The organism is Nocardioides sp. NPDC127514, assembly GCF_040302125.1.
Taxonomy (GTDB): domain Bacteria; phylum Actinomycetota; class Actinomycetes; order Propionibacteriales; family Nocardioidaceae; genus Nocardioides.
This window is the reverse complement of sequence record NZ_JBEORF010000019.1, coordinates 42742-67188: the sequence shown is the minus strand read 5'-3', so window position 1 is coordinate 67188 and position 24447 is coordinate 42742. Positions and strand designations below refer to the sequence as shown.

Genomic DNA, 24447 nt, shown 5'->3' with positions numbered 1-24447 from the left:
CGTTTCGGACTCGTGATTCGCGTTTACACCCCTCCTCGTCGCAAATCTCTCTACGATGCGAAATCGCCGCGACTCGACGCGGCGGTACCCCGAGAGGAGCAACCCGTGAAGCTCGGAAAGCAAGGAATCAGCCTTGCGCTCGTCGCGGCAGGCCTGGTGGCCACACCGATCGCCGCCTTCGCCGCGGAACCGGATCCCAGCGGCATCGACCAACTGAAGGCCGCGGCTGATCAGACCGTCACGCTCAAGAAGGAGGGCGCCACCGGCCTGATCGGCTACGCGTCCACCAAGGGCGATCTGCTGCCCGACATCGCCGCCGACACCAAGTCCGAGGCTGCCGCGAAGGCGCGCGCCTACCTCGACGAGTACGCGTCCGTCTTCGGCGCGAAGCCCGCCCAGCTCGACCAGTCGAAGGTCAGCACGACCCCGGCCGGGTGGACGGTCGAGTTCGAGCAGGTCTACAAGGATGTCCCGGTCTTCGGCGGCGTCCTGAAGGCACACGTCGACAAGGCCGGCGACCTGACCTCGGTCAACGGTTTCGCCGCCCCCGACCTCGACCTCAGCACGACCCCGAAGTGGTCGAAGGAGAAGGCCGGCGCCAAGGCGCTCGAGCTGGTGAAGGCGAAGCCGGCCCAGGCCCACCCCGACAGCAAGATCGACACCAGCGGCGTTGAGGTCGTCAAGGCCGACCTCAACATCTACCGCATGGGCGCGGCCCAGGGCGTGAGCGGCAAGAGCCTGCTCGCCTGGGTCGTCGAGGTGTCCAACCGGTCCACCGTGCGCGAGGTCGTCGTACTCGACGCCGCCACCGGCAAGCCGGTCAACCGCTACTCGATGCTCCACGCGGCCACCGACCGTGAGCTCGTCGAGAAGCACAACACCCCCGAGACCACCGACGACGAGACCGTCTGGACCGAGAACGACGCCTTCCCGGGCACGCTCGACCAGGACCAGCAGAACGAGGTCGCCACCACCGGCGAGTCCTACTGGCTCTTCAAGAACACCTTCGGTCGCGACTCCTACGACGGCAACGGCTCGAAGATGGTCACGGTCAACAACGATCCGGCGATCTCGTGCCCGAACGCCAACTGGAACGGCGAGACCACCAACTACTGCTCCGGCGTCACCTCCGACGACGTGGTGGCCCACGAGTGGGGCCACGCCTACACCGAGCACACCTCCGGCCTGATCTACCAGTGGCAGCCGGGCGCGCTCAACGAGGCGTACTCCGACATGTGGGGCAACACCGTCGACTTCCTCAACGCGCGGGAGAACACCACCGACGACGTGGCCCGTACGGATGGCAAGTGCTCCTCCTCCACCCGTGGCGCCATCACGCTGACCATCAACTCGCCGGCCGACGTGGCCGGTGACTGCCCGGCCGCGGCCGCCAGCTTCGGTCCGGTCTTCCCGACCGCCGGGGTGACCAGCGACATCGTGGTCGGCCTCGACGCCGCCAACAGCGGCGGCCCGTCGACCACCGACGGCTGCTCCCCGCTGGAGAACGCCGCTGCCGTCAACGGCAAGTTCGTGCTCGTCGACCGTGGCACCTGCCCGTTCGTCCAGAAGGTGGCGAACGCGAAGGACGCCGGCGCCAAGGGCGTCGTGATCGCGTTCCTGCAGGGTCAGCCGATCGGCAGCATCTCCGGCACGTCCGACATCTACGGGGCGACCACCGACTACGCCACCGGGCAGAAGATCAAGAACGCCACCGGCCCGGTCAACATCACCATCAAGGACGCCTCGACCGAGTCCAAGGACGAGTCCGTACGCTGGCTGATGGGTGAGGACTCCACCGCCTTCGGCGGCGCGATCCGCGACATGTGGAACCCGAACTGCTACGGCGACCCGGCCAAGGTCTCCGACGAGGAGTACCACTGCGACGGTGCCACCGACTCCGGCGGCGTCCACGTCAACTCCGGTGTCATCAACCACCACTACGCCCTGCTCGTCGACGGCGGCGCCTACAACGACGTCAACGTGGCGGGCATCGGCCTGGACAAGGCGGCCAACCTGATCTGGCACGCCCAGACCAACTACCTGACGCCGACCTCGGGCTTCCCCGAGTACGCCCAGGCGATGGTCTCCTCGTGCGCCGACCTGATGGGTGTGACGACGCTCAAGAAGCTCACCCTGGGCACCTCGACCCCGCAGACCGGCGGCGGCGAGACTCCGGGTGGCGAGGCCGAGGCTCCGGCTCTCGACCCGATCACGGCCGACGACTGCGCGGCGGTCGGGGCGGCCAACACGGCCACCGAGCTGACCAAGGAGCCGGTCCAGTGCAACTTCGGCCCGATGCTCGACCCGAACACCCCCGCGCTGTGTGGCGAGGGCACCAACGAGGTCGCCACCTACACCGAGGACTTCGAGGACGGTCTGACCGGTTGGACCCAGGACGCTGAGGCCCTGGTCCCCGGGAACGACATCCCCTGGGAGGCAGGCAGCGACGTCGAGGGTAACGAGACCGGTCTGGCGTTCGCGCCGGACCCGAACGAGGGCGCCTGCGGATCCGCGACGGGTGACATCACCAGCCGAAACGGCCTCGTCAGCCCGACTCTCACGGTGCCCAAGGGCCTCTCCCCACGGCTGAGCTTCGACCACTCTGTCCTCACCGAATGGGGCTATGACGGCGGTAACGTCAAGGCCTCGGTCAACGGCGGCGAGTTCAAGGTCGTCGACCAGGCCGCGTACGCCTTCAACGCACCGGGCGGCACGATGAGTGCCGACAGCGGATACATGGAGGGCCAGCCGGCCTGGACCGGCTCGGACGGCAACAGCTTCACCGGCAAGTGGGGCACCACGATCGTGAAGCTCGACTCGATCGCAGCCGCCGGCGACACCGTGAAGTTCCGCTTCGACTTCGGTCGCGACGGCTGTGGCGGCGCCCGGGGTTGGGCTGTCGACAACGTCAAGGTGAGCTACTGCACCGAGAGGGCGGTCCCGGAGATCTCCGCCACCTCGCCGCAGCGCGGCAAGGTCGAGATCACCGTCGACGGCAAGCGCGCCTCCGGCGAGATCGTCGTCAGCGAGAACGGCATCCGCGTCGGCCGCTTCACCCTCAAGAAGGAGGAGGCGACCTTCCGGGCGATCCGAGGCGCCCACACCTACAAGGTGGTCTACTCGGGTGACCGGTACAACGAGGCGATCACCGAGACGGTGACCGTCAGGGTCAAGTAACCGTCACACCTTCACAGGGCCCCGCCGAACAAACCAGTTCGGCGGGGCCCTCTGTGTCCCTACACTCACGCCATGCGCGGAACGATTGTGACCATGGGCGGTGGCGGCTTCTCGATGCCGGAGGTGCACGGGCAGGACTTCTCGCCGCTCGACGCGGAGCTCAACCGGCTGACCGGGAACCCGCGGCCCAAAGTCTGCTTCATCGGCACCGCGAGCGGAGACGCGGACAGCTACCACGACAAGTTCCTCGCCGCGTACGCCGTTCGTTCCGAGGCGAAGGTGCTGTCACTGTTCAACAAGGCGCCCGAGGGGCACGAGCTTCCGATCAACGACCTCGAGCAACTGCTCGACCAGGACATCGTCTACGTAGGCGGCGGGTCCACCGCCAACCTGCTCGCGGTGTGGCGGCTGCACGGACTGCCCGCCCTCCTGGAGAAGGCCGCCGCCGGCGGCACGATCCTGGCCGGGATCTCGGCGGGGGCGAACTGCTGGTACGAGGCGTCCTCGACGGACTCCTTCGGCCCCACCGCGCCGCTCCCCGACGGACTGGGTTTCCTGCCCGGTTCGTTCTGCCCGCACTACCTCGGCGAGGAGGACCGGCGGGAGACGTACGTCCGGTTCGTCGGCTCCGGCGCGCTGCCCTCCGGCCACGCGGCCGATGACGGCGTCGCCCTGCTGTGGCGCGACGGCGAGCTGGTCGAGGCGATCACCGAGCGGCCCGATGCGGTCGCCTTCGCCGTCGGGCCGGACGGGGAGACCCCGCTCGAGGTCAGGGTGCTCGACTAGCGCTTGGTCCTACGGCACGTAGAGCAGGGCGTACGTCGCGAGGTGGCAGAAGCCGAAGAGCGCGGGGGCCCACACCTCGACGTTGCTCATCGGCAGGTAGCGCGAGCTGTCGCGACCGAGGCCGACGGCCGACCACTCCGCGACGCCGGGCGCCGCGGGGAGCTGCTTCTCGAGGTGGGAGATGACGGAGTACTTCCCGCTCGCCATCTGCCGGTAGGAGCGGATGATCCAGAACCAGCCGAGGCACGAGCCGAGGGCGGCGATCAGGGCGACCGTGAAGAGCCAGGGCCGTTCAGGAGAGCTGGCCACGAGCGCCGTGCCGGCGACCAGGATCCCGACGTTGAGGACCAGCAGGAACGCGCTGGTGAGCGTACGCCGCACGCTGAGCCGCTCGGCCTCGGCGACGTAGAGCTTGTACTGGTCGAAGAGGATCGCGCGGTCACCGCTGGAGAGCACGTCGGGAGGAAGCACCCACAGACCCTCGGCGAGCGCCGACGGGTTCGGCTTGTTGGCGGTCACATAGCTGCGTACCGCGGTCGGCGACTCAGCTCCGGGAATCAACTCGTTCTCCATAGTGCGTAGTTGTCTACCGGTCCCGGCGGGGTGATGTCCATACGAGATTCGTCACCGTTTGCCTCGAGTTCGGCTATCGGAGCTCGAGCAGCGTGGCAGCGGCCTCGTCGACACACTCGGCGAGGCTGAGATCGGTCGTCTCCGAGACCCAGCGGCCGAACGCTGTCTGGAAGACCGCGGCGGCAGCATGGGCGGCCAGCGCGGCGACGGTCTCAGCGACGCCTCGCTCCACGAGAGCCGCCTGAGCGGCGGCGGCCATGTCGGCCATCTTGAGCAGCTCGCGCTCGCGCAGCGCGGGAGTCGCCTCGACGATCCGGGCCCGCTCCACCGCCTGCTCACGGGTGCGGAGCGCGCTGAGCTCGACCGCCGCCTGATGTACGCCGTCGAGCACCATCCGCAACGGCGTCGCGTCCGCGTCGGCGGAGGCGACCGCCTTGGCGACCAGGTCGTCGAGCGTGACCGGGCCGGCGAAGAGCACCTCCCGCTTGTCGGCGAAGTGACGGAAGAACGTGCGTTCGGTGACCCCTGCCCGGGCGGCGATGTCGCCCGCGGTGGTCTTGTCGTAGCCCTTCTCGGTGAACAGCTCGATGGCAGCTTCCAGCATCCGACCTCGCGCGTCCGGCTCCCATCGCCCCATACGCCCATCCTATGCGATGACAGTTTCTGACATCGCGTGCTACCGTCGATGTCAGTTACTGACATGAAAGGAAACCCGATGAACATCTTCGTCACCGGAGCCTCCGGTTGGATCGGTTCCGCGGTCACCGACGAGCTGCTCGCGAACGGCTATGCCGTCACCGGCCTGGCCCGCTCCGAGGCGGCCGCGGCTGCCCTGGAGGCCAAGGGCGCGACCGCCCACCGGGGTTCGCTCGACGACCCCGGATCGCTCGCGGTCGCCGCCAAGGCTGCGGATGCCGTCATCCACCTGGCGTTCAACCACGACTTCGACAACTACGCCGCGGCCGGACGGTCCGAGCGTGCCGCGGTGAGCGCGATGCTCGGGGCCCTCGAGGGCAGCGGAAAGGCGTTCCTGTTCGCCAGCGGCGCCGCGGGAGCCGCCCCTGGGCGCATCGCCACGGAGGAGGATGCCAGCCCCTTCCACGGACCCGACTCGATGCGCGGCGGCAGCGAGAACCTCGCGTTGAGCCATGCCGAGAAGGGCGTACGCCCTGTGGCGCTGCGCTTCCCGATCGTCCACGGCCGCGGTGGCGACCCCGGCTTCGTCACCTACCTTGCCCAGGTCGCCAGGAAGCAGGGCGTGTCCGGCTACATCGGCGACGGCAGCAACCGCTGGTCCTCCGTCGACCGCCCGGACGCCGCCCGCATGGTGCGACTCGCGCTGGAGAAGGCGCCTGCCGGCTTCCGCGCGCACCCGGTCGCCGAGACCGGCATCCCCACCCGGACGATCGCGGAGGCGCTCGGTGACCGCTTGGGCCTGCCGGTGCGGTCGATCAGCCCGGAGGACTCCGAAGCCCACTTCGGCTGGATGTCGATGATGTTCAGCACGGATGTGTCGGCTTCATCCGACATCACCCGCGCGACCCTGGGCTGGGAGCCGACGGGCCCGACGCTCCTGGAGGACATCGCCGCCGGGGCGAACGACGCCTGAACGTACGACGGGGAGCTCTCGTCGGTCTACCTGCAGGTAGCCGACGAGAACTCCCCGTCGTAGCGAACTAGATGGCCTTGCCGACGGAGGCGGCGCCGGCGGCCTCGAACTCCTTGAGGAGCCGGCGACGGGTGCGGGTGTCACCGCGGACCGCCTTGACGAGCTTGACGACCTGCGAGGGCGCGTTGCGCACGTTCGTGGACTCGAGGAAGCCGTTGGGCAGCGAGAGGCGCAGCACCTTGTGCCACGCGGAGGCGACCTGCTGCGGCATCGGCGCGGAGTGGTAGTTGAGGCCGTACTTGTCGAAGAGCGCGCGGACCTTGGGGGCGATCTCGGCGTAGCGGTTTGAGGGCAGGTCCGGGAAGATGTGGTGCTCGATCTGGTGGGACAGGTTGCCCGTCATCACGTGCAGGAACTTCGAGCCGGAGATGTTGGCCGAGCCGAGCATCTGCCGGACGTACCACTCACCGCGGGTCTCGTTCTCCGGGATGTCCTTGAGCTCGAAGGTCTCGACGCCCTCGGGGAAGTGACCGCACATGATCACCGAGTGGGTCCAGACGTTGCGGGTGAAGTTGGCGATGACGTTGGCCAGCAGCGTCGTCGGGCCCGACAGGGTCACCATCGAGACGAGCGGGTGGGCGACGTAGTCCTTGAACGCCTGGCGGCGGACCTTGGCGACCGTACGCTTCGCCGCCATCTGCCACTCGGCAGACGGGCGACGGCCCTTTTTCTTCTGCCGGATCACCCGACCGAGCTCGAGGTCGTACATCGCGATCCCGTACTCGAAGATGCACATGTTGATGAAGTTCATCGCGGGCTGGAACAGGCTCGCCGGTGTCCAGCGCTGCTCCTCGTCGACGCGCATGATGCCCCAGCCGAGGTCGTTGTCCTTGCCGACGATGTTCGTGTAGGTGTGGTGCAGCTCGTTGTGGGAGTGCTTCCACCCCTCGCTCGTCGAGGCGTTGTCCCACTCCCACACGGTGGAGTGGATCTTCGGGTCACGCATCCAGTCCCACTGGCCGTGCATGATGTTGTGGCCGATCTCCATGTTGTCCAGGATCTTGGCGATCGAGAGACCGACGGTGCCGACGACGAACGCCGGCGGGAAGATGCTCCCGAGCAGGACGGCACGGGAGCCGAGCTCCAGCGAGCGCTGGACCTTGATCACCTTGCGGATGTAGGCAGCGTCGCGCTCACCGCGGGTGTCGATGACCTCTTGGCGGATGGCGTCGAGCTCGCGGCCGAGCTGCTCGATGTCGTCGCGGGTCAGGTGGGCGATCGGGCCGGTGTAGGCCGGGGCATCAGGTGCGATGGTCATGGCTGTCTCGCTCTCGTCTTGTGGGGGATGCCTCAGGAGGCAGGGTGGTCGATGACGCACTCGCCGGCGGCGGCGGAGATGCAGGTCTGGATGGGTACCCCATCGGGGCCGGTCTCACCCGGGCGGGCGACGGTGAGCTCGCCGTTGCGGAGGTCGCGGACGGCGCCCTCCTTCATCGGGAGCACACAGCCGAAGCAGATGCCCATACGGCAACCGCTCGGCATGAGGACGCCGGCCTCTTCGGCGGCGTCGAGGATCGGCTTGTCACCAGGTGCGTCGACGGTCTTGCCGGTGAAGGCGACGGTGCCGCCCTCGCTGGTCACCACGGTGGCCAGACGGAACTGCTCGGTCTGGAGCGGCAGGCCCGCCTCGTCGTACCAGGCCTGGAGGTTGTCGAGGAGACCCGCGGGGCCGCAGGCGTACGCCTTGCGCTCCCTCAGGTCGGGGACGAGCTCGGTCAGGGTGTCGATGTCGATGCGGCCCTCGGTGCCGGTGTAGCGGGTGACGAGGCGGATCGCGCCGGCCTCGGCGAGGGACTCGAGGTTGCGGATGAAGATCGAGTCCGGGCGGCTCGGGGCGACATGGACGACGGTCACGTCGAGCCGCTGGTGCTCGACGACGCCCTCGTCGGTGACCGGGAAGAGGTTGCGCAGCATCCCGATGACCGGAGTCACGCCGGAGCCGGCGGTGACCATCAGGAACTTGTGGCCGCGCAGGTCGCTGGGCAGGACGAAGTCGCCGGCTGCCTGCTCGAGGTGGACGATCTTGCCGGGGCGCAGGCGGCGCACCAGGTGGCTGGAGACCTTGCCGTCGGGCACGGCCTTGACGGTGATCGAGATGAGGCCGTCCTTGCGGGGGCCGTGGGTCAGGGAGTAGGCGCGCCAGTGGCGTACGCCGTTGACGTCGACGCCCACGCGGACGTACTGACCCGGGGTGTGGCCCTCCCAGTCGGCTCCCGGCTTGATCTCGATGGTGGCCGCGTCGGCGGTCTCCGGGGTGACCTTGACGACGCGTCCTCGCAGGTCAGCGCCGGTTCGGAGGGGGTTGAACATGTCCAGGTAGTCGGCCGGCGCCAGGGGCGTGGCGATCGTCTCGGCGACCTCCCACACCTTGCGGGAGAGCCTCTCCCGCAGCGCGGGTCGCCTGACCTCGCCCGGGGCGAACAGGGCGGGGGATGTAGAGATCTCAGCCATGTATCCATAGTGCTACTTATTCGAGGTAAACTCCTGTGTTAGCGACGTGAATCTGATAGGCGGATTTATACGTGACGAACAAAAGTTCCCGAGATGTGCCGGCTCTTTCGTCCTATGACGTCCATCTGACGCCCGAGGTCGTCGCCTCGATCCGTGCTGTGCTCCCCCAGGTCGGCGACGACGTGGTCGCCGCGATCATCGCCGAGGTGCCTCCCTACCAGGACGCGCTCTCGGGACACATGGGCGAGACCATCCGGAACGCGGTCGGCGTAGCGCTGGGCGGATTCTTGTCGCTCGCCTCCGGGGCAGGCCTCGCCTCCGACGTGTCCGCCGCGACGCCGCCTGCGGTCCAGGGTGCCTATGACCTGGGCCGCGGCGAGGCGAGGAGCGGGCGGACGATGGAGGCCCTGCTGGCGGCGTATCGCATCGGCGCCCGAGTGGCCTGGCGAGAGCTCGCGAGCAAGGCCGTCGAAGGCGGTATGGAACCGGCGATGCTGGTGGAGTTCTCCGCACTGGTCTTCGCCTGGATCGACGAGATCTCGGAGGCCTCGGCGGCCGGGCATGCCGACGAGCGAGCCACGACCGGACGCGTACGCCGACAGCTGCGCGAGCGGCTCGCCCGCAAGCTGCTGGCCGAGACGACCCCGGAGGAGCTCGACGACGCGGCCGTGCGGGCCGAGTGGACCCCGCCGAGCACGCTGACCGCCGTGCTCGTCCCCAACTCCCAGGTCGGCACCATTCTCGCCAAGGTCAACCAGGGCACCCTGGAGCACGACGACCTGCGTGACCTCGACGACCACACCCTGCTGCTGGTCCCCGACGCGCACGGACGCCGGCGCCGGGCACTGATGAAGGCGCTGGAGGGTCGCCGGTCGATCGCCGGCCCGGCCAAGCCCTGGCGCGAGGCCCGGGTCTCGTACGAGCGCGCCCGCCGCGCCCACGACGCGGGCCTCGGCTCCGACACCGAGCAGCACCTGGTCGAGCTGGTCCTCTCCGCCGACGCCGATGCCCGCGAGGACCTGCGCGCCCAGGTCCTCGCCCCGTTGGCCGACCTACGCCCCGCCACCGCCGAGAAGCTCACCGAGACCCTCCGCTCCTGGCTCCTCCACCAGGGCCGGCGCGACGAGGTCGCCGCCGATCTCTTCATCCACCCCCAGACCGTCCGCTACCGGATGGGGCAGCTGCGCGACGTGTACGGGGACCGGTTGGACGACCCGGCGATGCTCCTCGCCCTCACGGTCGCCCTGGGCTGACCACCTCGAAGCCGAGCTCTTCGGCGACCTGGGCCATCCGCTTGTCGTAGGTCACCACCTGCTCGACAGCCTCTTCTCCTTCGGCTTCATCAGCCAGCAGAAGCGCGGTGCCGAGATGGATAGCGTCGAGCGACTTGAGTGTCTGCTTGATGTCCTTCGCCGACTCGACGACTTCAGGAAGGATGCCCATGAAATGGACGTCTGAACAGACTCGTTCGACGTCAGCCGGATCAAGGTCCAACCGCACGCAGAGCCGAGCCAGCTCGATGTCGAGGAGGTCTGACGAGATCAGCCGATCGCCACGCTCCAAGACTTCGTCCAGGTGGTCCTCCAACGCCGGCCTGTCGGCATGGTTCAGCAGGATTCGACCCAGCGCCGAGGTGTCGACGTAGACCAGCATCAGATGCTCTCCTCGCGCAGCTCTGCAAGGACCTCGTCCAGGTCCTCGTCCCGCGAAACGCCCTTCACGGACCTCCACCCCCCGCCCGTGCCCGTCGGCATGCGGACCTGACCGAGAGCCACCATCTGGTCGAACCTGCTCTTCGGAGCGGGCGAGATCACCGCGATCGGACGGCCGTGATCCGTGACGAGTAACGACTCGCCATTCTGGACGCGCCGCAGCACCCGGCCCGTCTGCTGGTTCAACTCCCCCACGCGAACTTCGCTCATACATTTACGATAACTCGGCTCGTAGAACTTTTCTACAGAATCGACCGGCGTTAAGGCGCCGCTAGCTTTCTGGCTGATCGAGGTAGAGACAGAAAGGGTGGCCCTCGGGGTCGAGCATGACGCGTACGTCGGCCTGGGGTTGGAATTCTGCGAGCTGCGCACCCAGGTCAACGGCGTCCTCGACTGCCGCGGCCACGTCGGTGACTCCGATGTCCAGGTGGACCATCTGCTGCTGGGCTTCGGGCTCGCTCGGCCAGACCGGCCGCCGGTAGCGGCGGTCGAAATCGAAGGCGAGGTTGCTGTGAGTGGCGTTGCCCGACGGATCACGGATGAGGACGGTGGCGTACGTCGGTTCGGAGCTGCTGACCTCCCAGCCGAACAGGTCCGCATAGAACTTGGCAAGTGCGAGCGGGTCGGTGCAGGCGAGGTTGACACCGATCCATCCTGTGGTGCGGTGTCCCGAGCCTGTCGAAGGGTCGGCGATCGTCATGCCGCTCACGCTAGACCGGATTCCGGACGCAAGGCTTCCGATTAGCGGGAACGATACGGCCGTCAGGGGCTTGGGAGCACGGCAATCTGGGTACCGAGCCAGGCATGACTGACGCCACCACCTATCGGTCCATGACAGCAACGACGCTGCAGACCGCAGCGACGGTCGTGGCCGCTACGTTCCTGCTCGTCGGAGTCCTCGGGTTCATCCCGGGTGTCACCACCGACTATGACTCGATGACCTTCGCCGGCCACGAGTCCACCGCCCTGCTCCTCGGCATCTTCCAGGTGTCGATCCTGCACAACATCGTGCACCTCCTGTTCGGGATCGCCGGGCTCGTCCTGGCCACCTCGTGGCGCGGAGCCCGCGCCTACCTGATCGCCGGCGGGGCGATCTACATGGTCCTGCTGATCTACGGCGTGGCCGTCGACCACGGCAGCAGCGCGAACTTCGTACCCGTCAACAGCGCCGACAACTGGCTTCATCTGGCGCTGGGCGTAGGGATGCTGGCGCTCGGCCTGGGACTGGGACGAACAGCAGATCGACCCGGCGCACTCTGAATGGAACGCACGAGCGTGTGGCTGGCCACGGCCGAAAGGCCGCGGTCCGCCACCCCGGAAACGGGGCGGAAGGCTGATCTCGCGGTCGATGTGGCCGTGGTGGGCGGAGGCATCGTCGGGTTGACGACCGCCCTCCTCGCACAGCGGCGCGGCCTCCAGGTCGCCGTGCTGGAGGCTGCGACCGTGGGTGGAGGCACCACGGGGTACAGCACCGGAAAGGTGACCGCGCAGCACGGGCTGATCTACGCCGAGCTGGTCGAGCGGCACGGCGAGGACGACGCCCGGCTGTACGCCAGTGCGATGCGCGCCGGGGTCGAGCAGGTCGCCGACCTCGCCACGGAGCTGGAGATCAGCTGCGACCTGACCCGAGCGCCGGCGCTGGCCTATACCCGGCAGCCGGACCAGCGCTCCCGGATCGAGGACGAGGCGAGCGCCGCTGCTCGGCTCGGGCTCCCCGCACGGGTGACCGACCGAACCGACCTGCCCTTCGATGTCGAGGCCGCGGTTGCGTTCGACGACCAGATCCACTTCCACCCCCGCAGATACCTGGCGGGCCTCGCCGACGCGTTCACCGCGGCCGGAGGGGAGCTACGCGAGGGAACGCGGGTCATCGACATCGATGAGCAGAGCGACCGAACCGTCCAGCTCACCACCCACGCCGGCACGGTGGTGGCCGACAAGGTGGTCGTCGCATCGCTGCTCCCGCCCGGCCTGCTCGGCGGCTACTTCGCGCGAACCAGGCCCTCCCGCTCCTACGGGTTGGCGGTCCGCCTGCGCGACGCGGCGCCGACCAGCATGGCGATCGGCATCGACTCGCCCAGCCGCTCGACCCGGCCCTGGCTGGACCCCGGGCCGAACGGCCTGATCGTGGTCGGCAACGGCCACGAGACCGGTGCCGAGCCCGACACCGAGGCGATGTACGCCGACCTCGAGAGCTGGGTCCGCACCACCTTCGACGTCGAGGCGATCGACTACCGCTGGTCGTCGCAGGACTACTTCACCCCGGACCGGTTGCCCTACGTCGGCTACCCACCGACGAGCGAGATGATCCTGGTGGCCACCGGCTTCCAGAAGTGGGGCCTGAACAGCGGGACCGCTGCCGCGATGATGCTCGCCGATCTTCTCGCCGGCACCGACAACCCGTGGCTACCGGTGTTCGACGCCAGCCGGATCGGCGACGTCCGGAGCGTCGGCCGAATCATCAAGGACAATCTGAAGGTCGGCGAGGAGCTCGTCGCGGGCCGTCGTCAGGACCCCGAGGCCCGCCCCGCCTCCGAGCTGCAACCGGGCCAGGGCGGCTTGGTCGACCTCGACGGCGACACGGTCGGCGGCTACCGGGACCCGGCGGGCGCCCTGCACACAGTGAGCGCCAGGTGCAGCCACCTCGGCTGCCCCCTGCACTGGAACCAGGCCGAGACCAGCTGGGACTGCACCTGCCACGGCTCCCGGTTCTCCCCCGACGGCTCCGTCCTGGACGGGCCCGCCGTCAGACCGCTGGACCGACCCGGCACCCACGGTCCCGATCCGGCTTGACCTCAAGCCGACATGAGCACCGACGCTGGTGCCATGAAGTTCACCGACACGCAGCTCCGCTACCTCCGCACCCAGCCGCTGGGCAGGCTCGCGACCCTCGCCCCCGACGGCGGCCTGCAGAACAACCCCGTGGGGTTCACGATCGACGAGGAGCACCGGATCATCATCGGCGGCTACGAGATGGGCCGGTCACGGAAGTTCCGGAACGTCCAGAAGCACGCCAAGGTGGCCTTCGTGGTCGACGATCTCGGGTCCACCGACCCGTGGAAGCCGCGGATGGTCGAGATCCGGGGCACCGCCGAGCCGCTCACGGACGTGGACCCGCCGATGCCGGGGACCTCACGCGAGGTCCTCCGGATCACGGCGGACTCGATCAGGGACTACGGACTCGGTGACTGACTCAGCGCTTCCGGAACAGCCGGGGCGGCACCAGCGAGAGCGGGTTGATCGCCGCCCGGATGCGCTGCCACCTCGTGCGTGAGTCGGACATCGATGAGCGAAGCGTCCCGACCTGCTCCCAGAAGGCTGCGACCTCATCGTCCTGCGGCCCGGCTTCGCCGAACATGGTGGTGTCGGTGAGCAGCGCCAGCCCGGGCGCACCGTCCATGCCCGGCGACGCGGACAGCGCCGAGGCCTGCTCGCGGCGGGTGGCGCCGACGGGCACCCCGACCCCGAAGTCACGGGCGTGGTCGAGCGTCTCGCGCCAGCCACCGGAGAGACGGGCGACCGGAGTCCCGCGCGTCCGCCGGCGATGTCGCCGCCAGATCTTGGCGCCGATGATCGCCCCGCACAGGGCCGCGATGAGCAGCAGCGGGATGCCGACGTACGTGAAGACGGCGATCAGCCAGCCCGGCAGCGTGAACCCGTCGGGCCGGGAGTTGGCCTTCTGGTTGACCGACTCGTCCAGCGGGTCGCCGGAGGTCGCGGGCGGGCGTACGGGCGCCGGCGGCGGGACGACCTTGCCGGTGACGAGCTCCTCGGGCTGAGGCGCGTTCTGCTCGGGCGGCTTCTCGGTGTTCATGAACTCGGACCAGTCCAGGGTGGCCCAGGACCCGTCCGACATCCGCAGCTCGACCCAGGCGTGCATGTCCTTGCCCTGGACGACGCCGTCGGAGCCGACGACGGCACCCAGGACCACCCGGGCCGGGACGCCGACCTGGTTGGCCAGGATCGCCATCAGCGCGGCGTACTGCTCGTCGTTGCCGGCGAGCTGGCCGCCCTTGGCGGTGAAGTCGGCGAGCCGACGCAGGGAGTGGCCGGCCGGGTACTGCTGGTTGGGCGGCTCCCCGTCGGTGTAGGTGCCCTCCTCCTTCAGCTTCTCCGCCACCGCCAGGGCGTTGGTGATCGGCGAGTCACCACCACCGGCATACTCGGCGGCGAGCGCCTGGAACTGGGCGGCCTCGTCGCCGATCGGCGAGCCTCCCGACCAGGTCTCGCTCTTCTCCCCGACCTTCTCGTCGGCGACCGAGGCGGTGAAGGAGTAGGAGTCGCCGGGCTTCAGCGCCGACGGCAGGACACCGGTGGACGTCGCCAGGTTGTAGCGGAACGAGTCGGCGTCGGGACCGTCGAACGAGATGTGCGTCAGCGCGGTCGGCAGCGGCACCCAGACGCCGCCGAAGTCCTCCCCGATCGTGATCGTGCCGCGCACCTGCTTGCCGTCGGCGAGCGGGTTGCGCAGCGTCGAGCTGATCTTCTGGAAGGTGTCGTCGGGACCTTCGGTCTCGCCGGAGTCGTTGGCCGCGCGCCAGACGGTGCCGTCGTACGAATCCATCGCGGCGACCCGGACCCGGGTGCCCTCGGGCAGGCCCGAGACGGTGAACAGGTCCTTCTCGTAGAGCCGGCGGTCGTCCTCGGGCGTCTGGTAGCCCTTGGTGTAGACGCGGAAGCCGGCCAGGGGCGACGGGTACTGCCCGACGTTGAAGGGCGGCTCGATCTCGCCGCGCAGCACCGTGCGCTCGGGCGCGAGACCCGGGAGCAGCGGCCCGGCGAGGAACGCCAGCCCGGCCGCGCCGAGGCACAGGGCGGCTCCGATCGCGGTCCGTGAGAAGCGTCGGCCACCGGCGGCGAGGGCACGAGCCCGCATCCCGCGGATGCACAGCCAGGTGATCGCGATCGCTCCGAAGAGCGCGCCGAGCAGGGCGGTCTTGGACGGGTCCTGGACGCCGAGCAGGATCACGCCGGCCATCAGCGCGAATGCGACGAGCACCGGCGGCAGCGCCGCCTTCATCCGCACCGCCAGCGCGAAGCCGACGCAGCCGGCGACGAGACCGAGGATGTAGGGGATCGTCAGCAGCGCCCCGCCGTCGACCGGCGGCAGCGTGGTCAGCAGTCGCTTCCAGCCGTGCACGGAGTTGTCGGCGAGGGTGCCGATCGTGTCGGGGACCGGGAGGAACGAGAGGTCGCCGATGCCATGCAGCGCGACCGCGCCACCGAGCACGAAGAAGGCGGCCAGTAGCCCGACGGCCAGCACGACCACCGGCTGCCCGCGGCCGACGAAGGCGATGAGGATCCCGAGCAGCAGCCCGGCGACGCCGGCGACCAGGTAGGTCCAGCCGGCGTAGGTGTCGTCGAAGCCGAGGAAGGCGATGGTGCCGAGAAGGAACAGGAGGAGGGCGTCGACGGCGTGGTGCTTCTTCATCCGGACAACCCCTTCGACAGCACGATCGGCAGCTGGTCCAGGTCGGGCAGGGTGAGCATGGGCAGGTCGGCGACGGCCTTGAAGCCGGCGCGCTGCGAGGAGTCGACCCGTACGGCGACGGTGGTGGCATCGACCGAGAACTGGCCGGCCGCGCGCTGCAGCGCGACGAACTCCGGGTAGCGCCCGGTCACTAGCATCACCAGCGACGCGTCCGGCGCCTGCCGGGCCGCCTCGGCGGTGATCTCGATCAGGTTGGTCTGCTGCGGCTTCGCCCGGGAGCAGGCGTCGAGAGCCGTACGCCCTCCCCCGCTCGCCGCGGTGGCGCGCACCATCAGCACGTCGCCGGTCGCGAACGAGACGTCGAACTCGTCCAGGATCCCGCGCCGCAGCAGGGAGCCCGCGATCGACATCGCGGTCTCGTACTCGTCCTCGCTGTCGTAGGACATCGGCGAGGAGTCGACGATGACGACGATGTGGGAGCGGCGGGTGTCGAGGAACTGGCGCACGAGCAGCTGTCCGTGGCGTGCCGAGGAGCGCCAGTGGATGTGGCGCAGGTCGTCGCCGGGGACGTACTCACGCAGCGCGTGGAAGGCGAGGTCGCTCATCGAGGTGTTCTGCGCCGTGGACCCCTCGAGGTCACGGACCAGACCGACCCCGAAGGGCTCCAGGTGGGTGGTGCGCGGGTGGACGAACACCTCGGTGCGGTCGGTCCACTCCTGCACGCGCCGGAAGAGCCCGAGGGGGTCGCCGCGCACGGTCCGTACGGGACCGACGTCGATCACGCCGCGGCGCTGGGTCGGCACCACGAACAGCTCGGTGTGCTCGGCGCCGGGAAGCAGCATCGGCAGGTCGTACGTGACCCCGCCCGCTCCGATGGGGAACTCCAGGCTCGTCGAGACGAGCGGACCGCGCGCCTCGTTGCGGGCCCGCAGCTCGCCGGTCAGCGCCTGGCCGACGGCGACGCGCGGCGGCTCGACCACGGTCGCCACCGCGAGCCGGGTGCGTCCGATCATGAAGAAGGCCGCACCGATCACGAGGAACAGCGCAGCCATCGCCACCACGGCCGCCTCGATCCAGCCGAGCGCGGTCGCGGCGACCCAGGCCAGCGCGCCGAGGAGCAGCACACCCCAGCCGATCGAGGTCACCGTGCCGAACCACGGACGGACCCGGTCGGCGACGAACGAGTAGACCGAACCCGCCCCGGACGTTACCGGGGCGAGTCGTTTCCGCAGGTCAGCAACGGTGTTGCGGACACTGAGCCTGCTCATCTCAGGCGACACGCTCAGTGGGAGCCGGGACCGAGGTGAGCAGGTCGCCGATGACGTCCTCGACCGTGATGCCGTTGAACATCGCCTCGGGGTCGAGGATCAGGCGGTGGCAGAGCACCGGCTCGGCGAGCGACTTGACGTCGTCGGGCAGCACCTGGGAGCGGCCCTCGGCGAGCGCCCACACCTTGGCGGTGCGCACCAGGGCGAGGCAGCCACGCATGGAGGCTCCGAGGCGTACGTGCTTGTGGCGACGCGACTCGTCGACCAGTGCGGAGACGTAGGCGACGATCGCGGGGTCGATGTAGACCTGGTCGGCCATCTCCGCCATCTGGGTGACCGTCGGGGCGGTGATGATCGGGGTGACCAGGGTGGCGCGGTCGCGGACCGAGGAGTTCATCAGCAGCTCGACGGTGGCGTTCTGGTCGGGGTAGCCGACCGACGTCTTCATCAGGAAGCGGTCCAGCTGCGCCTCGGGCAGCCGGTACGTCCCGGCCTGCTCGATCGGGTTCTGGGTCGCGATCACCATGAACGGCCGGCCGACCTCGCGGGTGGCGCCGTCGACGGTGACCCGGCCCTCCTCCATGACCTCCAGGAGCGCCGACTGGGTCTTGGGGGAGGCGCGGTTGATCTCGTCGGCCAGCACGATCGAGTGGAAGATCGGGCCCGGGTGGAACTCGAAGGCGCCCTTGCCCTGGTCGTAGACGGTCACACCGGTGACGTCGGACGGGAGCAGGTCCGGCGTGAACTGGATGCGGGCGTGCGAGCCCTGGACCGTGTTGGCCAGCGCGCGGGCGAGCTGGGTCTTGCCCGTGCCGGGGTAGTCCTCGAGGAGCAGGTGGCCCTCGGAGAGCAGCGCGGTCAGCACCAGGCGGATCACGTTGCGCTTGCCCAGCACCGCCTTCTCGACGTTGTCGGCAAGCTTCTCGAAGGTCTCGTGGAACCAACGAGCCTGCTCGGTCGTGACGGTCATTTCTTCTCTCCTACCACGTAACGTTCTTCGAAAGAGTGGGTCGACCCGACGTCGAGCAGGTCACCCTGAACGGAGTGTTCGCGCCGACCCAGCCCCGGCCGCTGCCCGAGCCCTTGCCATTGCTCCCGATGGTCACGTTCCACCGCGAGGTCGTGGAGTTGGTGCTGCACTCCCAGGTCTTGCCCGGGAAGGCGAGGTCGGTGATCGTCGAGCCGACGTACCAGCAGGTGCCGCCGCAGGCGACGTCCGGCTCCGGACACGATGCACCCGTGCACTCGCCGGCCTTGTTCACCTCGAGGATCGGGTCCGGCGGCGGGTCGGTCCGCACCGTGACCGAGTCGGACTTGCTCGCCCGCGGCGAGTCGCTGATGGTCACGGTGTAGGTGTAGGACGTGTCCCAGTTCGGCGCGGTGTCCGTGCCCGAACGGCTGCCCGCGCCGGTGCCGGTGCCGAACTGCGCGACCTCGGTTCCACCACGCTTGACGGTGACGGTCGCGGCCTTGCCGTTGGGGTCGTAGCTGACCCGCCAGTTGACCTTGTTTCCGTCGACGCTCGCCGAGATCGACGGCGTGCCCAGCGGACCGTAGGTGGTCACGTTCTTCGATGACGGGGCGCCACAGGAGTCGCCTGCGCCGGTGCCGCCGGAGGAGTCGTTGCAGGCGCGCAGCTGGACGGTCGTCGAGGTGCCGTTGGTGAAGCCGGTGATCGTCTTGGTCTGCTGACCGGCGCCCTCGGGCGGGTAGGTCCAGCTGCCGCAGGAGGAGCCGTTGCGCACGCACTCGACCCGGTTGGTCTTGCCGTGCGAGGCCCGCGGCGTGAAGACGATCTCGGCCGTGCCGTTGGCCCCGGTCGGGGTCGCGCTCGCGAACGAGACCGCGTCGGGTGTCGCGGCCGCCTCGACCTTGCCGCCGGCGGAGTAGCTGGAGATGTGCGCCTCCGGCGAACCACCGGCAGTGGTCTCGCGCGGCGAAGTCGCCTCGGCGTTGCGGGCCCTGACGGCGTACGTGTAGATCGTGCCGTCGTTGGCGACGTCGTCGCGGCAGCTGGTCTCGGTCACCCAGGAGCAGACGATCTTCTCGCCGGTGCCGCCGGTGCGGCGTACCTCGTAGGTCACCGGGGCGGGGCCGTTGGCCGCGACCGGGCTCCACGAGACCGTCACCGCCTTGCCGGAGTTGTTGGCCGTGTTGGCCCACTCGAAGGTCGGGGTCGCCGGGGTGTCCGGCTTGCCGGCACCCATCCCCTCGACGGTCGCCGTCGGACCCTTGTTGGTCTTGACGCCCTTGTCGTTGAGCGGCACCACCGTGAACTGGACCGGGTCGCCGTTGGAGCTGACCGCCGCCGCGTACGTCGTCTGACCTGCGGAGATGTCCTTGATGCCGCCGCCGGGCCAGCTGATCCGGTATTTCTGCACGTCCGAGCAGTCGCACGGCGCCGGCTTGCTCCAGCTCAGCTCGACCTGGTGGTCGCGCTGGCGGGTGACGCGAAGGTTCTGCACCGGGCCGGTGTAGGCGTCGGGCTCGCCCTCTGCCGAGTTGCTCCACTCACGGCTCGGGCCGACGGAGTTCACCGCGCGCACGCGGAAGTCGTAGACGACGCCGTTCTTCAGCCCGGTGATCCGGCACGAGGTCGACGGGCAGTCCTGGACGTGGTCGCCGTTGGCCTCCACCTCGTAGCGCTGGATCGGGTCGTCGCCGTTGTCCTTCGGCGCGTTCCACGACAGCGCGACCACGTTGGAGAGGAAGTCGGAGGTCGTACGCAGCCCCGTCGGCGCGCCGGGGACGTCGATGACGTCCACCTCGATGACGCCGGTGGCCTTGACCCGCTTGGAGTCCTTGCCGGAGTCGCTGACCTCGATCGCGTAGCGGTAGTGGCCGTGGCCCTCCTCGGGCGTGTTGAAGGTGATCTTCGAGCCGCTGGCCTTGCCCATGTCGGGCGAGTCGCCGTCGACCGGGTCGAGCTTGGTGACCACGATCTCCTGCGACTCCGACGGCACCGGTGTCTGCAGATAGTCGGCCAGGTCGATGGCGACCGTCTTTCCGGCCTCGGTCTGCAGCGGCTTGATCGGAGAGAGCGACGGGGCGGGCAGCGCGATGACGGTGACCAGGAGCTGTCCGGTCGCGTCCGTGCCCTCGACGCCGATCTCCAGGGCGCCCTGGGCGCCGGCGTCGGCGTGCTCAGCGGTGAGCCGCAGACCGCCGTCCTCGGGCTTGACCTCGACCCCGTCGAGCCCGTCGCCGACCTCGGCGGTGAAGTCGAGGTCGTCGGCGTCGCCCGGGTCGGCGGTCCACACGTGGCAGATGGCGGCGATGTCGACCAGCGCGCCGTTGCCGCTCTCCGGGACCTCGACCGGGGTGCTCGGACAGTTGATCTCCGGCTCCTCCTTGCCGATCTGGACCGGCAGCGAGATCACCGAGAGGTGGGCGTCGGCGGAGGTGATCTTCTCGCGGTCGGCGACCTCGAACGTGAGGGTCGCCGGACCCTTGGTCTCGCCGGCGGTGACCTTGACGGTCGTCGCGGTGGTGTCGCCGGTGTTGAGCATGCCCTCGGGAGCGGCCACGATCTTGTCGGTCGTGGTCAGCACGACCGGGTCGCCCTCGGGGTCCTCGACGTAGTCGGTGATGTCGACGTTCTTCGTCTCGCCAGGGTTGAGCTGGAGCTCGGAGCCCGGCTTCAGGTAGGGAGCGTCCTTGGGACGCGCGGGGACGTAGATCGAGCCGACCGCCTGGGCGCCGTCGGGGTCGGTGACCCGGTAGGTCCACACCCGGGTGTTGTCGCCGACCGGCAGGGTGACCTTGCCGTCGTCGATCTTCGGCTTGGACTCGTCCTCCCCGACCGACGGACCCTTGACCGCGTCGACGGTGAGGTCCTCGAGCGAGTCGTCGATGTCGGTCACCTTGGTCATCACGTCGACGGTGGTGGTCGACGAGTCGCCCTCGGGATGGGCGACCACGATCCCCGCCATCGGCGGGTTGTCGTAGCCCTCCTGATAGCGGATCGCGAGCTCGCCGGTGTCCTCGTGGAGACCCGTGGTGGCGCGGTAGGGGACGTGCTGGAACGGCTCCCCGGAACCACCCTGGACCGTGACGATGCCGTCGGAGCGCTGCTTGACGTTGGAGCCCTCGGTCGCGTCGGTCGAGGCGAGGTGCAGCTCGGTCCCCGGCGTACGCAGGTCGTTGGCGAGCACGTCGTAGGTCAGCTTCTTGGAGGGGTCGAGCGTGACCAGGTCGTCGACGGCGACCGGCCGCTGGGGCGCGCCGGGCGCGACGACGGCGATCCGCACGGTGCCGGTCGCGACCGCACCGAACGGGTCGCTGACCTCGTAGGTGAACTCGTCGGTGCCCGCGGCGTTGGGGAAGGCCTGGTAGGTGATCGTGTTGGCGCCGTGGGCCAGGACGCGGCCGTAGGAGGGCGCGCTGTTGATCCTGGTCACCGAGACCGAGTCGCCGTCGGGGTCGGTGCCGACCGTGGGCAGCCGCAGCGTGACCTCGTCGCCCTGGACCACCCGCGACTCCAGCGCCTTCGGCGCGGGCGCGGAGTTGTCCGCCTTCTTCTTCGGCAGCGGCTTGACGTGGATGCGGATGTTGCCCGAGGAGTGCTCCGCGGAGGGGTCGCCGGTGTTCTGCACGACGTAGCGGACATCGACGTCGACCGGCCCCTTCACGTCGTCGGGGGCGACGTAGCGGACCCGGTTGCCGTCGATGTAGGCCTCACCGACCGTGGGCTGGCCCAGCACCTGCAGCTGGCCCTTGGTCTCGATGGTCTGGTCCACGACCAGGCCGACCGGGTCACCCGAGGGCGTCGAGTCGTTGTCGAGGACCGGGATCGAGACGGAGTCGGCGGCCCGGACCGTGGCCTCGTCGTCGACCGCCTCGGGGGCGTTCTCGGCGCCGCGCAACGCCGGTCGCTGGCTCACCGTCACCGATCCCTCGGCCTCGGCCGCGCCGTTGCTGATCGTGTAGCGGATCGCCTGGGTCGACGGGTCCATGTCGGGCTTGGACGCCTGGATCCGCAGCCAGCGCCCGTCGAGCACGGCGACCGTCAGGTCGCTGTCGCCGACCGGCTCGGCATGGGTCACGGCGAGGAGCCGGCCCCGGGAGTCGTAGTCGTTGGCCAGGACGTCGAGGGTGCGGGTCGAGGTGCCGAGGACGGCGGTCGTGTCCGGGGTCGCGATCGGCTCGTCCGCCGCCTGGGAGGCGGGTTTGACGTCGACGCGGATCTTCGCCGCGGCGGGTTTCGCCGCCCCGAAACCGGCGTTGTAGCTGAGCTGGTAGGTGCCTGGCGAGCTTCCTCTGGCCCGCACCACGCCGGTCTCCCGGTCGGTGCTCACCTCGAGGCCGCCCTTGGGCGGGACGTCGCCGGCGAGGGTGAGGGTCGCGTCGAGGTTGGACGGATCGGCGCCGGGGATGTCGTTGTCGAGCGGGCGGATCGTCACCCAGGAGCCCTGGGTGCCCTCGGCGACGTCGTCCTTCGGCTCCGGGGAGGCGGTGGTCGCCCCGGCGACGATGTTGATCCGCACCTTGTCCTTCGACGGCTTGCCGCCGGTGCTGACCTGGTAGCCGAGGTTCTCGCTGCCCGAGGCGTCCGCGGCGGCGGTGTAGCGCAGCAGCCCGTCGGGCGTCACGCTGGCCTTGCCCTTGGACGCGGTCGGGGACTGGGCGGTGACCGGGTCGCCGTAGCGCTCGTCGCGCCAGTCGCCGACGACCGGGATCTCCACGGTGCCGCCGGCCGCGACGGTGTAATCGGTCGGCGTGTAGTGCTCGCGCAGCGTCGGCTTGCCGGTGCCGCCCGAGCCCTCGATGCTGAGCTCGACGCTGGCGTCGTCCTGGCCGGCCTTGCCCTTCATCCCGTCGTCGACCGTGTATTTGAAGCTGGTCTTCTTCCCCTGCGCCGACTCGGGGGCGGTCACCAGGACCGACTGCCGGTCGGGGGCGATGGTGGCCTCGACGCCCTTGACGGAGGCCTCGCCGACCGAGACGACGCTCAGGATCGAGTCCTTGGCCGAGGAGTCGTTGTCGAGGACGTGCAGGACCGTGGTGCGTCCGGCGCGGGCACCGAGCTGGTCGTCCTTGGCCTTCGGCGCCTGGGCGGCCTTGGTCTGCTGCTGCTGCTTGTCCTTCTTCTGGTTCTGCTTCTGGGTCTGCGGCTGGAACGCCTCCCAGTTGGAGATCTTCTTGATGTCGGCGCCGTCGATCTCCCAGACATCACCGTTGCGCAGGTCGTTGAGCACCAGCTGGCCACGGTTGACCCGGAACTCCAGCTCCGCGGCCGGGCCGAGCGTCGGGATCTCGCCCAGGATCGGCTCGCCCTCTCCGCACTGGGTCACCACCGAGCCGGTCGAGCCGTTGGCCCAGGCACCGAAGATGCAGTCGCCGAGACGTACGGGGGCCGCCGGGTCGCCGGCGGACTCGGCGATACGGCGGATCTCACCGTTGCGCAGGTCGACGGCCTTGAGGCCCTCCCCGTCACCGACGAGGACGTCCTTGGCCTTGACGGAGGGCTGCTGGAGGACCGCGCTCTCCGCGGTGTCACCGAAGTCGACGGCGATGTCGGAGCCCTTGGAGGCGCCGAGCAGCCAGCCGGCCTGGTCGAGGGTGATGACATGGTCACCGACGACGGTCGCCGAGGTCGGTGTCTCCGCGTACTCCGGAGCCTTCGGGAGCTTGGTCTCCTCGGGGTCGGCGAACCGCTCACCGTCCGGGGCGAAGGCGGTCAGCGTCCGCTTGGCGGCCGAGACGGCGTACGCGGTCCCGTCGGTGCCGATGGTGAGCACCGCGTCGGCGCCGACCGTCTCGGTGGGCTTGGTGGAGCCGGAGAGGTCGGAGAGGTCGCCGACGCCGGCGGTCGGGTCGACGGAGGTGAGCCAGACCTTGCCGGTCTTCTGCTCGGCGACGCCGATGGTGTTGCCACCCATCACCACGCGGCTGTCCTTCACGGTCACCGCGTCGTCGTCGATGCCCTCGGCGAGCTTGGTGTTGACCGGCGTGATGGTGCGGGCGTCGCGGTCGACGGAGGCCACCGCGATGCCGTTCTGCACCACGTCGAGACCGGCACGCTCGGACCTGGACCCGGTCTCGTTGCCCGCCCAGACGACACCGTCGAGCTGGGCGACGGGGCGGTTCTGGCGGCCCAGCGTGCCCCAGGACTGGTTGGTGACCCAGATGCCGCCGTCGTCGAGATCGGCCTTGTGCACGGGGTAGCCGGTCGACTGGATCGCGTAGACGGTCAACCCGCTCGCAACGACGGCAAGAGCTGCCCAGGACGCGATGGAGGTCCGATGACGCCGCATCCACCCGGGCGCCATCCCGAAACGTGCCACCAAGACTCTCCCCAAGTCCTTCCATGCCAAATGGCCAGCCGACGCGAAAAGCCTGGCTTACTCTAGGCGCGCCTCAGGGTAAGAAGCCACACGA

18 protein-coding genes are annotated in these 24447 nt (G+C 69.4%); 7 read left to right on the top strand and 11 right to left on the bottom strand.

The annotated features are described in order from the left end of the window. Window positions 1-105 precede the first annotated feature (105 nt). A complete protein-coding gene (locus ABTX24_RS16400) occupies window positions 106-3177 on the top strand; it encodes a M4 family metallopeptidase (protein ID WP_350840963.1) in 3072 nt (1023 codons plus the stop codon). A gap of 72 nt (window positions 3178-3249) precedes the next feature. Further along, window positions 3250-3963, top strand: a complete 714-nt coding sequence (locus ABTX24_RS16395; protein ID WP_350840961.1) for a Type 1 glutamine amidotransferase-like domain-containing protein — start codon at window positions 3250-3252, stop codon at window positions 3961-3963. 9 nt (window positions 3964-3972) lie between these two features. Here the strand turns inward: ABTX24_RS16395 and ABTX24_RS16390 are convergent, their stop codons facing one another. Together ABTX24_RS16390 and ABTX24_RS16385 are read right to left on the bottom strand one after the other, a co-directional pair. Beyond that, entirely contained in the window at window positions 3973-4524 is a 552-nt protein-coding gene (locus ABTX24_RS16390) for a RipA family octameric membrane protein (protein WP_160026561.1), read from the bottom strand. 85 nt (window positions 4525-4609) lie between these two features. After that, the gene (locus ABTX24_RS16385) at window positions 4610-5173 is read right to left on the bottom strand and encodes a TetR/AcrR family transcriptional regulator (RefSeq protein ID WP_350840959.1); all 564 of its coding nucleotides are present in this window, start codon (window positions 5171-5173) and stop codon (window positions 4610-4612) included. A gap of 78 nt (window positions 5174-5251) precedes the next feature. Here ABTX24_RS16385 and ABTX24_RS16380 point away from each other — a divergent pair, with 78 nt between their 5' ends. After that, complete coding sequence (locus tag ABTX24_RS16380) at window positions 5252-6145, top strand: NAD-dependent epimerase/dehydratase family protein (RefSeq protein ID WP_350840957.1); 894 nt, start codon at window positions 5252-5254, stop codon at window positions 6143-6145. A 67-nt stretch (window positions 6146-6212) separates the two neighbouring features. Here the strand turns inward: ABTX24_RS16380 and ABTX24_RS16375 are convergent, their stop codons facing one another. Then, window positions 6213-7463 (bottom strand): fatty acid desaturase family protein, encoded by a 1251-nt coding sequence (locus ABTX24_RS16375; protein WP_160026558.1) that lies wholly within the window; start codon window positions 7461-7463, stop codon window positions 6213-6215. A gap of 32 nt (window positions 7464-7495) precedes the next feature. After that, window positions 7496-8656, bottom strand: a complete 1161-nt coding sequence (locus tag ABTX24_RS16370; protein WP_350840955.1) for a ferredoxin reductase — start codon at window positions 8654-8656, stop codon at window positions 7496-7498. Window positions 8657-8751: 95 nt separating this feature from the next. Between ABTX24_RS16370 and ABTX24_RS16365 the strand changes: the two genes are divergently transcribed. After that, window positions 8752-9909, top strand: coding sequence for a PucR family transcriptional regulator (locus tag ABTX24_RS16365; RefSeq protein ID WP_350840953.1), 1158 nt, complete (start codon window positions 8752-8754; stop codon window positions 9907-9909). Here the strand turns inward: ABTX24_RS16365 and ABTX24_RS16360 are convergent. The 3 genes from ABTX24_RS16360 to ABTX24_RS16350 form a co-directional block, all read right to left on the bottom strand. Beyond that, complete coding sequence (locus tag ABTX24_RS16360; protein WP_350840951.1) at window positions 9890-10309, bottom strand: type II toxin-antitoxin system VapC family toxin; 420 nt, start codon at window positions 10307-10309, stop codon at window positions 9890-9892. The genes ABTX24_RS16365 and ABTX24_RS16360 overlap by 20 nt on opposite strands. After that, window positions 10309-10578 carry a type II toxin-antitoxin system Phd/YefM family antitoxin gene (locus tag ABTX24_RS16355; RefSeq protein ID WP_160026555.1) on the bottom strand — a complete coding sequence of 90 codons (270 nt, stop codon included), beginning with the start codon at window positions 10576-10578 and terminating at the stop codon, window positions 10309-10311. The genes ABTX24_RS16360 and ABTX24_RS16355 overlap by 1 nt, the downstream gene beginning before the upstream one ends. 61 nt (window positions 10579-10639) lie before the next feature. Beyond that, window positions 10640-11068: a VOC family protein gene (locus ABTX24_RS16350; RefSeq protein WP_350840949.1), complete on the bottom strand. Its 429-nt coding sequence runs from the start codon at window positions 11066-11068 to the stop codon at window positions 10640-10642. Window positions 11069-11172: 104 nt separating this feature from the next. Between ABTX24_RS16350 and ABTX24_RS16345 the strand changes: the two genes are divergently transcribed. The 3 genes from ABTX24_RS16345 to ABTX24_RS16335 are packed head-to-tail and all read left to right on the top strand — an operon-like array spanning window position 11173 to window position 13560. Next, window positions 11173-11628: a DUF4383 domain-containing protein gene (locus ABTX24_RS16345; RefSeq protein WP_350840947.1), complete on the top strand. Its 456-nt coding sequence runs from the start codon at window positions 11173-11175 to the stop codon at window positions 11626-11628. Continuing rightward, entirely contained in the window at window positions 11629-13161 is a 1533-nt protein-coding gene (locus ABTX24_RS16340; protein WP_350840945.1) for an FAD-dependent oxidoreductase, read from the top strand. A gap of 33 nt (window positions 13162-13194) precedes the next feature. Further along, the gene (locus ABTX24_RS16335; protein ID WP_160026552.1) at window positions 13195-13560 is read left to right on the top strand and encodes a PPOX class F420-dependent oxidoreductase; all 366 of its coding nucleotides are present in this window, start codon (window positions 13195-13197) and stop codon (window positions 13558-13560) included. A gap of 1 nt (window position 13561) precedes the next feature. Here ABTX24_RS16335 and ABTX24_RS16330 read toward each other — a convergent pair whose 3' ends face one another. Genes ABTX24_RS16330 through ABTX24_RS16315 form a run of 4 tightly spaced genes read right to left on the bottom strand, consistent with a single transcriptional unit; the run spans window position 13562 to window position 24353 of the window. Further along, a complete protein-coding gene (locus tag ABTX24_RS16330; protein WP_350840943.1) occupies window positions 13562-15799 on the bottom strand; it encodes a transglutaminase TgpA family protein in 2238 nt (745 codons plus the stop codon). Then, on the bottom strand, window positions 15796-17067 hold the full coding sequence (locus ABTX24_RS16325; protein ID WP_350840941.1) for a DUF58 domain-containing protein: 1272 nt from the start codon (window positions 17065-17067) through the stop codon (window positions 15796-15798). Before ABTX24_RS16325 ends, ABTX24_RS16330 begins: the two co-directional genes overlap by 4 nt. Before the next feature lies 1 nt (window position 17068). Then, entirely contained in the window at window positions 17069-18037 is a 969-nt protein-coding gene (locus ABTX24_RS16320; RefSeq protein WP_160026549.1) for an AAA family ATPase, read from the bottom strand. 10 nt (window positions 18038-18047) lie between these two features. Then, window positions 18048-24353, bottom strand: a complete 6306-nt coding sequence (locus ABTX24_RS16315; protein WP_350840939.1) for an Ig-like domain-containing protein — start codon at window positions 24351-24353, stop codon at window positions 18048-18050. Window positions 24354-24447 lie beyond the last annotated feature (94 nt).

Bases quoted from the DNA above. Each gene is read 5' to 3' on its own strand.
- ABTX24_RS16360 (WP_350840951.1), bottom strand. From the start codon at position 10,309: ATGCTGGTCTACGTCGACACCTCGGCGCTGGGTCGAATCCTGCTGAAC.
- ABTX24_RS16380 (WP_350840957.1), top strand. From the start codon at position 5,252: ATGAACATCTTCGTCACCGGAGCCTCCGGTTGGATCGGTTCCGCGGTC.
- ABTX24_RS16325 (WP_350840941.1), bottom strand. From the start codon at position 17,067: ATGAGCAGGCTCAGTGTCCGCAACACCGTTGCTGACCTGCGGAAACGA.
- ABTX24_RS16355 (WP_160026555.1), bottom strand. From the start codon at position 10,578: ATGAGCGAAGTTCGCGTGGGGGAGTTGAACCAGCAGACGGGCCGGGTG.
- ABTX24_RS16320 (WP_160026549.1), bottom strand. From the start codon at position 18,037: ATGACCGTCACGACCGAGCAGGCTCGTTGGTTCCACGAGACCTTCGAG.
- ABTX24_RS16350 (WP_350840949.1), bottom strand. From the start codon at position 11,068: ATGACGATCGCCGACCCTTCGACAGGCTCGGGACACCGCACCACAGGA.
- ABTX24_RS16395 (WP_350840961.1), top strand. From the start codon at position 3,250: ATGCGCGGAACGATTGTGACCATGGGCGGTGGCGGCTTCTCGATGCCG.
- ABTX24_RS16340 (WP_350840945.1), top strand. From the start codon at position 11,629: ATGGAACGCACGAGCGTGTGGCTGGCCACGGCCGAAAGGCCGCGGTCC.
- ABTX24_RS16335 (WP_160026552.1), top strand. From the start codon at position 13,195: ATGAAGTTCACCGACACGCAGCTCCGCTACCTCCGCACCCAGCCGCTG.
- ABTX24_RS16330 (WP_350840943.1), bottom strand. From the start codon at position 15,799: ATGAAGAAGCACCACGCCGTCGACGCCCTCCTCCTGTTCCTTCTCGGC.
- ABTX24_RS16345 (WP_350840947.1), top strand. From the start codon at position 11,173: ATGACTGACGCCACCACCTATCGGTCCATGACAGCAACGACGCTGCAG.
- ABTX24_RS16375 (WP_160026558.1), bottom strand. From the start codon at position 7,463: ATGACCATCGCACCTGATGCCCCGGCCTACACCGGCCCGATCGCCCAC.
- ABTX24_RS16385 (WP_350840959.1), bottom strand. From the start codon at position 5,173: ATGGGGCGATGGGAGCCGGACGCGCGAGGTCGGATGCTGGAAGCTGCC.
- ABTX24_RS16370 (WP_350840955.1), bottom strand. From the start codon at position 8,656: ATGGCTGAGATCTCTACATCCCCCGCCCTGTTCGCCCCGGGCGAGGTC.